Genomic DNA, 11,641 nt, shown 5'->3' on the forward strand with positions numbered 1-11,641 from the left:
CGCAAGATCATGCCGTTCGAGCCCGACGGCTCGAATGATGTGCTGCGCAAAAAATCGCAGCTGAAGGCCGCTGAACTCAACCAGCATGCGCTGGGCTATGGAGCGCTGGCGGAAGCCGAATGGCAGGCGGCGGGCATTGCTGCTCCTGACCTGCCCGCCATGCGCCGATACCGGCTCGAGCGCATCCGCGCCGAGCTGAAGCGCCGCGACTATGCGGGAGCCCTGCTCTACGATCCGGTCAATATCCGCTATGCCACCGACGCAACCAACATGCAGCTCTGGGTCGCACACAATCGGACCAGGCATTGTTTCGTTGCCACCGATGGCCCGGTGGTGCTGTTCGACTATTTCTCCTGCGAGCACCTTTCCGATCATTCCGGCGTCGTCGACGAGGTGCGGCCGGCGGTGTCGTGGGCTTATCTCTACAGCGGCGAGCTGACCGGTCAAAAAGTCCGCCGCTGGGCAGCCGGCATCGCCGACCTGGTATTGGAACATGGCGGCGGCAATCGCCGCATCGCAGTCGACCACATCAATCCCGAGGGCATCGAAGAGCTCGCCCGCCTCGGCATCTCGACCGGCAATGGCGAGGCGGTGATGGAAAATGCGCGGCTGATCAAATCGCCCGACGAAATCCTTGCCATGCGCCGGGCGATCGCCGCTTGCGAGGCGGCAATGGGCGAGATGGAGAAGGCGCTGAGGCCTGGCATCTCCGAGAACGAATTGTGGGCCGAACTCCATCGCGGCAACATCGCGCGCGGCGGCGAATGGATCGAAACCCGGCTCCTGTCGTCGGGTCCGCGCACCAATCCATGGTTCCAGGAGTGTTCGTCGCGGACGATCGAGGCCGGCGAGCTCGTCGCTTTCGACACCGACCTGATCGGTCCTTACGGCTTCTGCGCCGACCTTTCGCGCACCTGGCTTTGCGGTGACGCGCCGCCGTCGCAGGAGCAGCGCGACCTGTTCCGCATCGCCGCCGACCAGATCGCCCACAACACGGAGCTGATGCGGCCGGGCATATCGTTCCGCGACCTCGTCGAGCGCTCGTCAGTGCCACCGGGAGACTGCTTCCCGGCCCGTTACGGGGTGCTCTATCACGGCGTCGGCCTTGCCGACGAATACCCGACTTTGCCGCATGCTAGCGACTGGACCGACGACACACCGGACGGAGTGCTCGAACCTGGCATGGTGCTGTGCGTCGAGAGCTATATCGGTCGGCTTGGCGGCTACGAAGGCGTCAAGATCGAAGAACAGATCCTGATCACTGAAACCGGCAACGAGAAGCTTTCGACCTACCCGCTCGACAATCGGCTGCTTGGCGGCTGAGCGACGCTAATGCATGTCGCGCAAAAGTGTGCAGCGGCTTTGCGATAACGACATGCATAAAACAAGAATCTAAAGCGCGTCGCATGAGGCCGACCGAACGCGACGCGCTTTATGCGAGCGCGGCGATCGCCTCGCGCATCGCAGCGACGATCGTTTCCGGCGTTGTCCTGGCCGTGATGAACGGCAAGCCTTTGCGCCGCCTTGTCCAGCCGACGACCGTCACCTTCTGCGCCGCCGGCTCGAAACTCTGCGCCAGCGCCCAGCTCTCGCAATCGATCGCCGCGACGTCCGCCCTGCCCTCGGCAACGGCAACGATCGAAGCACGGTGCCCACAGCTTTCGCTCAGCGCGGAAAAGATATCCAAACTCTCGCCCAATGCTTGCAGGTCGCGGGCTGGCGCGATGATGCCCGACATGGAATCGAGGCTGTTGAAGGTGAAGCGCTTGCTGCGAAGCTGATCGAGCGGAATGACGGCACCGCCGTCGGCCGGCGCCCTTGCCGGCGGTGCCTCGCCCGCCCTCATGACGATGGCGCTCGAATAGAGTTCGCCCTGTCCACCCTCGAAGGCGTCGTAACGCGGCTGGCCGACGAGCTGGACACGCTGCGACAGGCCGAGTTCCATCGGTCCCCAGCAGGTTTGCGCAAAGAGCAGCGCCGGATGCAGCCAGAGCTGGTGAAAATCCAGTTCGTCCGGCGGCAATGTCGCCGGATCGGGCGCGATGGGTTTTCCCTGATCATCGCGAATACCGCCAGGCACGGGGGGCAAATCGCCGGTGCGGCGGATGATCGTCTCCGGCGCATCGATGCCTTTTTGTCTGAAAGCATCGCGCAGCCGCGCCCATTGCGCGTCGACATCGTCCCGCGCTTCCGGCCAGTCGTACATCGGCAAAGCCGCAATGAATTCACTCATGCCGGGATTTGACCGTTATGCGGGGAAATTGACAAGGTCAGGAAAGCGTCGTCCGCGCGGCACCGCCTGCAACAACGCAAGAATCATTCTTTCGGCGGCTCGGCGGGTACCGGTGCGCTGCCAAGCCCATTGAGGCTGCGTGCCCTGACGCGCGGCTTGAATGCGCGTCCTGGTTCCGGCATGCGCCGCAGCACGGGATGGACGACCGGCTCCTTCGCCTTGAAGGCATAGGCCTTGAGCAGCGCGAAATAGTTCGGATAGGCGTAGCCATTGTTCATCCGCAGCCATTCGTCACGGCGGTCGCGAAACACCTTCGGCAGCCTGTACCAGGCCACCGTCGGGCTCTTGTGATGGACGAAATGCAGATTGTTGTTGAGGAACAGGAAGGACAGCGGCGAGCGCTCGACGATGATCGTGCGGCCTTCCGGATGTTCAGACCATTGGTGCTCGGCGTAGGTGCGGATCGAAATCAGCGACTGCCCAAGCCACACCGGCACCAGAACGTAAAGCCACAACGGCATGCCGAAGCCGAACTGCACGACAGGCAGCACCACGACGAGGCCGATCGCATGCAGCAGCCATGCCTTGCGGATGGAATTGTCGCCCGCGGCAACCTGCCTGGCGTCGTCGATGAAAAAGCCGATGCAGGAAAGCCACGGGCCTAGCACCAAACGCCCGATCATCGTGTTGTTGACCTTCAGCAGGAATTTCATCGCCGACGGCAGCTCCTCGTGCTGCCAGAGCGCCTTGTAATAGCTTTCGGGATCGTCGAGCGGATCGGTCAGGCGCTCGTCCGCATGGTGGCGCAGGTGAATGGTCTTGAATCGGCGAAACGGCCAGACAAGGCCAATCGGCAGGAACACAAAGGCTTCGTTGAGCCGCGCATTCCGGGTTGGGTGGCCGTGCAGGACCTCGTGCATCAGCGAGGATTGCAGCGCCGCAATCAGGGTCAGAAAGGCGAGTGCCCGCAGCGGGTAGGATGGCCAGAGCAGAAAGCCGGCAGCGAGCCAGCCGCCGTAGCATAGAAGTGCGAGAAATACGGTCGGCCATTCGATGGTCGCTGCGCCGTGTCGCCTGTTGCCCATGCTCGTCATGCTATCGACCACTGCCTTCCAGTCGCCGGAACCCGTTTGATTCCTGACAACATTGTGTCAGGAGCGTTGCGTCGGCGCAACGCGATAAAGCGCACAAACTGTTGCGATTGCGCATTTTCAGCTGCATATGTTATGTATTGTAAACAAGCTCGTAGATTCATTTACGCTCGAAACGCCATGTAGACCGCTTCGGCGCAAAATTTTGCTCACGTCAGGGAGAGTAGGGATTTGGACAAGCGCGACCTGTCGACGATCTTTCGCGAGCGCCTGAAAATGCTCTTGACAAGGTCCGATTTGAACCAGTCGGCCTTCGCCGCCGCGGTTGGCATCGACCGTTCGGCACTGTCGCAGCTGCTCTCCGGCGCCTCGACCCGCCTTCCCCGTGCTGAAACGCTGCTCAACATCGCCGCCGAATTCAAAGTCTCGCTCGACTGGCTGCTCGGCCTCAGCCACGATGAGGGCGTCACCGGTGAAATCCGCGAGAGCCTTGAGATCGAGGAGGCGCCGGACGGCTTCGACCGCACGCTGCTGGCTCGCTGGCATGCCGAGGCGGCGGGAACGAAAATCCGCTACGTGCCGGCCGGCATTCCCGACCTTCTGCGCACCGAGGCGCTTGTCGACTACGAAGCCGTCATCGCCAACAAGAGCCGCGAGGCACAGGCCGGCGAAACGCAGTACCGCATCGACTATAACCGCCGGCCCGAAACCGACATGGAAGTCTGTATGCCGCGCCACACGCTGGAGATCTTCTCGCGTGGGCTGGGCGTGTGGGACCGCTTTCCGGAGGCCGACCGCCACCAGCAGCTCCTCCATATGGCGACGCTGCTCGACGACCTCTATCCCACCTTCCGCCTGTTTCTCTATGACGGGCGGATGCGCTATTCGATCCCATACACCATCTTTGGACCCTATCGCGCCGCCATTTACGTCGGCGACATGTATCTGGTGCTGAACGCCACGCAGCCGATCCGCATCCTGACCAGCCATTTCGACAATCTGATCCGTGCCGCGGACGTCAACGCGCATGAAGCGGCCAGCTTCACACGAAAGCTGGCGGAGATGCGATTTTGACCGGTTGCTCTACGCGCCGACATTGACGGCACATAAAGAATTCTTTATATCCTTATCTCAGTTATTCTTCCGCGAAGGCGTATTTCACATGACCAATCCGATCGACGCTCTGCTTGCCGAAAAGGGCGTCCTGCTCGCCGATGGCGCCACCGGCACCAATCTGTTCGCCATGGGCCTTGAGGCCGGAGAGGCTCCCGAGCTCTTGAACGAGACCGCGCCCGACACCATCACCAGCCTGCACCAGAACTTTGTCGATGCCGGCGCCGACATCATCCTGACCAACTCTTTTGGCGGCACCCGCCATCGGCTCAAGCTGCACCACGCGCAGGACCGCGTCTATGCGCTGAACAAGCGCGCGGCCGAGATCGCAAGCGCCGTCGCCGGCAACGCTGGCCGCAAGGTGATCGTGGCCGGCTCCGTCGGCCCGACCGGCGAGCTGCTGGTGCCGCTCGGCGCCATGACCTATGACGAGGCGGTCGAAGCCTTTGCCGAGCAGATTGAGGGGCTGAAGGCCGGCGGCGCCGAAGTCGCCTGGATCGAAACCATGTCGGCGCCTGACGAAATCCGCGCCGCCGCCGAAGCCGCCATCCGCGTCGGCCTGCCCTATACCTATACCGGCTCCTTCGACACCGCCGGCCGCACCATGATGGGACTGCTGCCGAAGGACATCCACGGCGTCGTCGATGGCCTGTCGCAGACACCGCTCGGTGTCGGCGCCAATTGCGGTGTCGGCGCCTCCGACATTCTCGCGTCGCTGCTCGACATGACCGAGGCGAAGCCGGAAGCAACGGTGATCGTCAAGGGCAATTGCGGCATTCCCGAATTTCGCGGTGCCGAGATCTACTATTCCGGCACACCCGAGCTGATGGCCGACTATGTGCGCCTCGCCGTCGATGCCGGCGCCAAAATCGTCGGCGGCTGCTGCGGCACCTCGTTCCAGCACCTCGCCGCCATGCGCAAGGCGCTCGATGCGCACACCAAGTCGGATCGCCCGACCGTCGAGCAGATCGTCGAACGCATCGGCCCGATGCGCAACAAGCAGGCTACGGTCAATGCCGCCGAGACCAGCGAAGCCCGCCGCGAGCGGCGCCGCGGACGCGCCTGACGCTTTCGTCTGCGACATAGTCCGCGCGAAGCAGTGCGGCCGCGAAAAAAGGCCGGCAAGGTTTCCCTCGCCGGCCTGCCTCACCCGCCCGTAGGCCGGCTCCCCCTATCAGAACGATCCCATCTGAAAGAAACCGGCCGTCATTGCCACTACCGGTTACCGCCGAGCGCCGAGGCAAGGCGCACAAGCGAGAGGAACTCGGACCGGTATCCAAACGGGTCGGCTCCTCTGGCGGCGGTGGCAATCTCCATGATCTTGTCGTAGCCGAACTTCGCGGTCGCATCCTCGTCGCGCAGCTTCTGGCCGAAAGCAGCAACGGCAACGGAGAAACGCTGGTCGGTGCTGGCCTGGTCGAACGACGCCACCTCGTTGGCTGACGTTACCGGCGTGGTGATCAGCTTCGAGGTGTCCTCGTTCGGCAGCTTGTAGCGGATCTTGACGAAAGCATATTCGTCGGCATTGGCGACACCGCCATTGTTCACCGAGGCCTGGCCGTAGCGCAGCTGGTCGATCTGTTCGCCGCCGCTGCCCTTAGGCGTGATCTCGTAGATCGCGGTGACTGAATGACCTGAGCCGATCTCGCCGGCATCGACCCGGTCATTGTTGAAATCCTCTCGGTTCAAGGCGCGGGTTTCGTAGCCAATCAGCCGGTACTCCGAGACCTTGTTCGGGTTGAACTCGACCTGGATCTTCACGTCCTTGGCGATGGTGAACAGTGTCGAGGAGGCATCCTCGACCAGCACCTTCTCGGCCTCCGCCAACGTATCGATGTAGGCAGCAGTGCCATTGCCGTTCTGGGCGATGGTCTGCATCATCTGGTCGTTCAGATTGTCGCGGCCGAAGCCGAACACCGACAGGAATACGCCTGTCTTGCGCTCCTTTTCGATCAGCCGCTTCAGGTCGTCGTCGTCGGTCTGGCCGACATTGAAGTCGCCATCGGTGGCGAGCATCACCCGATTGATGCCGTCCTTGACGAAGGATTTCTGCGCCAGCCTGTAGGCTTCCTTGATGCCGGCCTCGCCTGCCGTCGAGCCGCCGGATGTCAGATTGTCGATGGCAGCGAGGATCTTGTCCTTTTCCGAAGCCTTGGTGGGTTCCAGCACGGTACCGGCATCGCCCGCATAGGTGACGATCGAGACGGTGTCGTCAGGTCTCAGCTTGTTGACAAGCAGCCGGAAGGCCGACTGCAGGAGCGGCAGCTTGTCCTGCTCGTTCATCGAGCCCGACACATCGATCAGGAAGACCAGATTGGCCCTGGGCTGCTCGGCCGGCTTCACGTCGAAACCCTTGATTGCGACATGCATCAGCCTGGTGTGCTCGTTCCACGGCGTCGGCATGACGCTGACGGTCGAGTGGAACGGCGTCGAGGCGGAGTCCGGTCCCTTCCAGGCATAAGGGAAGTAGTTGATCATCTCCTCGACGCGAACCGTGTCGGCCTGCGGGATAAAGCCTTCCTTCAGCGAGCGCCGGACGAAGGAATAGGAAGCGGTGTCGACATCGATCGAGAAGGTCGAGACCGGGTCTTCAAGTGCGGCATGCACCGGGTTGGTCTTGAAATTCTCGACGCGGTCGCGGTTTTCCTCTTGCGGCAGCATCTGGTCGGCCGGCGCAGCGGCGGGCTGCTGTGCCATCAGCTTGGGCTCGGCAACCGTGCCAGGCACGCGTCCGACCCGCGCGCCGCCATCGACTGCCGGAGCCGCGGAGCTTGCACCCCCATCCAACGCGAACTCGCCGCTCTGCGCCGGTTCGGGTGCATTGCGGCTGAGCACATCCTGCTGCGTCAGCCCGCCGACCGCGGTCGATTCCGCCTTCGGCGGCGATGTCGGCGCCACAAGCGCCTCGCCGGTGTCGCGGCTTTCACTGTCGGCGTCCGCCTTCTTCTGCTTGTCCGCTTCGGCAACGACCGGCGGTTTGACGGTCGCCGGTTTGTCAGCCAGCGTTTCGGTGATCTTATCCCCGCCGAATTCGGGCCCGCCGAATTTGGATTCCCCCAGCATATAAATGGTAGCGTATCCGGCGATCGGCAGGGCAACGAGCCCGGCAATGGCCGGCGTGGCGAAGAGTTTCTTTTGCATGATTTCGCTCCAGAGCCTTTGTGCTCGCTCTGTGAGACGAAGCCCGCTCACCGATCCTTGGGCGCCCGGCAAAGTTTTTTCTTCCATGTCATAGGCGCGCAGCGCGGCCTGGAGGGCACGCGCCTTTGCGTCCGCGTCCGGCGCCGGTGCTGCGATGTCGCGCAGTCTGTTCAGTTCGTTGTCGTCGACCATGGTCACACTTCCCCGGCTGAACGCATCAGCGTCTTCAGCCGTTTCTTCGCTTCATGGATGTGCCAGGAAACCGTCGTCTCCGAGATCGCCATCGCCTCGGCGGCGGCGGCGTGGCTCAGCCCTTCGCCATAAACCAGCAGCACCGCATCGCGCTGCTTGTCCGGCAGCTTGCGCACCGCTGCCCAGAGCGTCTCGGCCGGGTCTTCCGGCTCAGCCGAGATTTCCCCCGAAATCAGCGCATAGGCGCCATAGGCCTCGGTCTTGACCGTCTCGCGGGCGGTCTTGCGCATCATGTCGCGCGCCGCATTCAGCGTCATGGTGTAGAGCCACGTCGTGAAGGCACCGCTGCCGTGATAGTCGCGGATCGCCCGCCCGAGCCGGACGCAGACTTCCTGGGCGATGTCCTCGGCGTCGGCCTTTTTCCCGCACCAACGATAGGCGGCGCGATAGACGAAACCATAGTGCCTTTCGAGCAACTTGCCGAAAGCACCCCGGTCTCCGCCCTTCGCCCGTCCGATCAGTTCGGCGTCGGAGGCTTCGCTTTCGTCCAGCATCATCGCCATCATTTGCCTGTTGGACGAAGGCTAATGGCGGTTCCTTGGGGCGATGGAAAGAATTTTTTGGCGGGCGGTCACGTCGTAATGGTTGGCGTGCCTTGGCCGAGCGTCTCCGCAAACAGCGTCGTCAGCCGCTTCCAGTGGCGTTCGGCGCCGGCTGCATCGAAGGCACTATGGTCCGGCATGCACCAGCCATGCGCCATGCCGGCATAGTTCTCTATGACATGATCGACCTCGGCGGCGCGCAGTGTTTCGGCCAGCCGCGCCGATTGCTCCGGCGGAAAGCTGCGGTCCACACCGGCAGTGCCGATATAGACCCTTGCCTTGACCGAGGCGGCCTTCCGATGCGGACTGTCGGCTGCGTCACCAGCCAGATTGCCGCCGTGAAAAGTGGCCGCGGCGGCGATGCGATCGGGATAGCTGGCCGCCGCGTTCAGCGCCCGCGCTCCGCCCATGCAATAGCCGACAATGCCGACCGGCCCGGTTAGGCCCTGGGCAGCGAGCACATCGAGGAAAGCGCCGCTGTCGCGGATCGTCATCTCCTGGGTCGTGCCGCCCAGGAGACCTGTGATGGCGGCCTTGCTCCTCTCGTCGCCGAACGCAGTCTTGGGATCGAACGGACCGTAGGGCGCATTGCGGTAAAAAAGGTCCGGCACAAGCACCGCATAGCCCTCGCCCGTAAGCCGCTCCGCCATCTGATCAAGCGCCGGTCGCGGACCGAAAACGTCCATGTAGAGGATGATCGCTGCCTTGGCTGGGGCCGCCGAACGGTACAGCCGGGCCTTGGCAATGCCGTCGCTTGTCTTGATCTGCATCGCTTGCGTGGCCATCATCCGCTCCGTTGATCTGACGTGCGATAGATACCCGCGGTGACCGTCGCGGCAAGCTGTAATGAGGCGATCTGCTTCAAGATTTCGTGCGGCATTCGGCGACGCTACAGACGCGCGAATGCTGCCATGTGAAAGGCCTGAACCTCGGCCGGATAGCGATAATCGGTAGCGTAAGGACAGGCGTTGCGTTCGAGGCAGCCGCCGGTCCGGCAGGGCGCGCCGTTTTGCCCGCGCACATGGGCCAGACAGGTTTCATGTGCAAAACCATTCGCAGAATAAGCCTCGACCGGACAGGATTTCAGGCAAGGTTTTTCCAAACATGTATCGCAAAGGTGAATCACGTCGTGGGGTTCTTGGAGCGCAATCTCATTTTCGAACAGCAGCGCGCCGCGATAGGCATGCCAGAGCCCGTATTTCGGATGCATGAGAATGCCGAGCGGCGACGGCTTCAGCCCCTCCGCACGCATCGCCCATTGCTGGAACGGCAGATAAGGCCTGTCGGACGGTGACACGGCGCGCGCCCCGAATTTTCCGGCCACCGCGCCGATCACTTCGCGCGACCATCTGTCGAGCGGATCGTCGATCGGCTGTGACTGTTTCTCCAACCAGCGCAGGAAGTGCGGCCAAGGTGCGGCACCCGCCTGCCCCACCAGCAGCACGGATTTGGCGGCGACGCCGGAGAGACCGGAGGGTGTTTCTTCACCACCTGCAAAATTGAAGCCGCCGCGAAGCATGAGGCCGGAGGCGGAAAGCGCTGCCGCGATGGTTTCAGTCATGCCGCGCTCGGGATCACCCCTTCTTGTCCGGGTCGGAGAAGGCACTCCGCCAGACTTCCTTGTGGATGATGTTGGCGACTTTAGCCCCGCCTGATTCGGGCTCCTTTCAGGTGAAGGCGTCGGCCATCGACGACTTCTTCCTGGCGATGAAGTCCTTCAGCCCATCGTCGATGCCCGGATCGAGATACGGCGCCTCGTAGCTTTCGAGCCAGCGGCGCGCGAGCTCGTTGGCGCGCTGCGGCGCGGTTTTTTCGCCTTCGGCCAGCCACTGCTCGTAGGAATTGTTATCGGCGATGTTGGAGCGGTAGAACGCGGTCTGGAAATTGGCCTGGGTGTGATCGCAGCCGAGATAGTGGCTGCCTGGGCCGACCTGGCGGATGGCATCCATCGCCTGGCCGTTTTCCGACAGGTCGACACCCTCGGAGAACTTCTGCGTCATGCCGAGCTGGTCGATGTCCATCATGAATTTTTCGTAGCAGGAGGCGAGACCGCCCTCGAGCCAGCCGGCCGAATGCAGCACGAAGTTGGTGCCGGCGAGGATCGTCGAGTTGAGCGTGTTGGCGCTCTCGTAGGCGGCCTGCGCATCGGGGATTTTTGAAGCACAGAGCGAACCGCCGGTGCGAAACGGCAGGCCGAGCCGACGGGCAAGCTGTGCGGCGCCATACGAGACAAGCGACGGCTCCGGCGTGCCGAAGGTCGGCGCGCCAGACTGCATTGAGATCGACGAGGCGAAGGTGCCGAACAGCACCGGCGCACCCGGCCGGATCAGCTGTGTGAACGACGCCCCGGCCAGAACCTCGGCCAAAACCTGGGTCAGCGTGCCGGCGACCGTCACCGGGCTCATCGCACCGGCAAGGATGAACGGCGTGACGATGCAGGCCTGATTGTGGCGCGAATAGACCTTCAGCGCTCCCAGCATGGTCTCGTCGAAGACCATCGGCGAGTTGGCATTGATCAGGCTGGTCAGCACCGTGTTGTTCTCGACGAAATCGTCACCAAACACGATCTTGGCCATCGCCACCGTATCTTCAGCGCGCTCGGGCGCGGTCACCGAGCCCATGAACGGCTTGTCCGAATATTTGATATGGCTGTAGACCATGTCGAGATGCCGTTTGTTGACCGGCACGTCGACCGGCTCGCAAACCGTGCCGCCCGAATGATGGATCGACGGCGCCATATAGGCGAGTTTCACGAAATTCCGGAAATCCTCGATCGTCGCATAGCGCCTGACGCCGTCGAGATCGCGCACGAAGGGCGGTCCATAGACCGGCGCGAACACTGTCGCGTTGCCGCCGATCTGCACCGAGCGCTCGCCGTTGCGGGCGTGCTGGGTATAGACGGACGGAGCGGTCTTCAACAGCGAGCGGCAGAGGCCCTTGGGGAAATGCACCCGCTCGCCCTTGACGTCGGCGCCCGCCTCTTTCCAAAGCTGCAGCGCCTCGGCGTCGTCGCGGAAGATGATGCCGATCTCCTCCAGCACCGTGTCGGTGTTCTTTTCGATCAGCGCCAGCCCTTCCTCGTCCAGCACTTCATAGACGTTGATCTTGCGCTTGATATAGGTGAGCTGTGTGCCGGGGCCGCCGCCCGAACGTGCAGCCCGTCGGGCTGCGGCGCCACCGCTGGCAGCGCGCCCGCGCCGTGCGTTTGACGCTTCCTGATCGACCGGCGCGTTCTCACTCATAATCGTTCTTCCCTGGCTTTCGTTCTG

General features: G+C 62.9%; 10 protein-coding genes. 3 read left to right on the forward strand and 7 right to left on the reverse strand.

The features are described from left to right. The first annotated feature begins 9 nt into the window (after nucleotides 1-9). Nucleotides 10-1,323, forward strand: coding sequence for a M24 family metallopeptidase (locus NKI58_RS19580; protein ID WP_352568998.1), 1,314 nt, complete (start codon nucleotides 10-12; stop codon nucleotides 1,321-1,323). A 109-nt stretch (nucleotides 1,324-1,432) separates the two neighbouring features. Here NKI58_RS19580 and NKI58_RS19585 read toward each other — a convergent pair whose 3' ends face one another. After that, nucleotides 1,433-2,233: a phosphate/phosphite/phosphonate ABC transporter substrate-binding protein gene (locus tag NKI58_RS19585; protein ID WP_352454603.1), complete on the reverse strand. Its 801-nt coding sequence runs from the start codon at nucleotides 2,231-2,233 to the stop codon at nucleotides 1,433-1,435. 83 nt (nucleotides 2,234-2,316) lie between these two features. Then, nucleotides 2,317-3,327, reverse strand: coding sequence for a fatty acid desaturase (locus NKI58_RS19590; RefSeq protein ID WP_352853607.1), 1,011 nt, complete (start codon nucleotides 3,325-3,327; stop codon nucleotides 2,317-2,319). A 228-nt stretch (nucleotides 3,328-3,555) separates the two neighbouring features. On the opposite strand from NKI58_RS19590, the gene NKI58_RS19595 reads away from it, so the two are divergent. Together NKI58_RS19595 and bmt are read left to right on the forward strand one after the other, a co-directional pair. After that, a complete protein-coding gene (locus NKI58_RS19595; protein ID WP_352454605.1) occupies nucleotides 3,556-4,398 on the forward strand; it encodes a helix-turn-helix domain-containing protein in 843 nt (280 codons plus the stop codon). Nucleotides 4,399-4,486: 88 nt separating this feature from the next. Beyond that, entirely contained in the window at nucleotides 4,487-5,503 is a 1,017-nt protein-coding gene (bmt, locus tag NKI58_RS19600; RefSeq protein ID WP_352568941.1) for a betaine--homocysteine S-methyltransferase, read from the forward strand. 149 nt (nucleotides 5,504-5,652) lie between these two features. On the opposite strand, the gene NKI58_RS19605 is transcribed toward bmt, so the two are convergent. From NKI58_RS19605 to NKI58_RS19625, 5 genes are all read right to left on the reverse strand, one after another. Beyond that, entirely contained in the window at nucleotides 5,653-7,770 is a 2,118-nt protein-coding gene (locus NKI58_RS19605) for a vWA domain-containing protein (RefSeq protein WP_352786978.1), read from the reverse strand. 2 nt (nucleotides 7,771-7,772) lie between these two features. Next, nucleotides 7,773-8,333, reverse strand: coding sequence for an RNA polymerase sigma factor (locus NKI58_RS19610; RefSeq protein ID WP_023676502.1), 561 nt, complete (start codon nucleotides 8,331-8,333; stop codon nucleotides 7,773-7,775). 68 nt (nucleotides 8,334-8,401) lie between these two features. Continuing rightward, on the reverse strand, nucleotides 8,402-9,157 hold the full coding sequence (locus NKI58_RS19615; protein WP_023676503.1) for a dienelactone hydrolase family protein: 756 nt from the start codon (nucleotides 9,155-9,157) through the stop codon (nucleotides 8,402-8,404). A gap of 104 nt (nucleotides 9,158-9,261) precedes the next feature. Further along, complete coding sequence (locus NKI58_RS19620) at nucleotides 9,262-9,933, reverse strand: ferredoxin (protein ID WP_023676504.1); 672 nt, start codon at nucleotides 9,931-9,933, stop codon at nucleotides 9,262-9,264. Nucleotides 9,934-10,039: 106 nt separating this feature from the next. Continuing rightward, on the reverse strand, nucleotides 10,040-11,614 hold the full coding sequence (locus NKI58_RS19625; protein ID WP_352587662.1) for a trimethylamine methyltransferase family protein: 1,575 nt from the start codon (nucleotides 11,612-11,614) through the stop codon (nucleotides 10,040-10,042). Nucleotides 11,615-11,641: the final 27 nt, after the last annotated feature.

It is taken from the genome of Mesorhizobium sp. M0522, from assembly GCF_040321085.1.
In the GTDB taxonomy this organism is placed as follows: Bacteria; Pseudomonadota; Alphaproteobacteria; order Rhizobiales; family Rhizobiaceae; genus Mesorhizobium.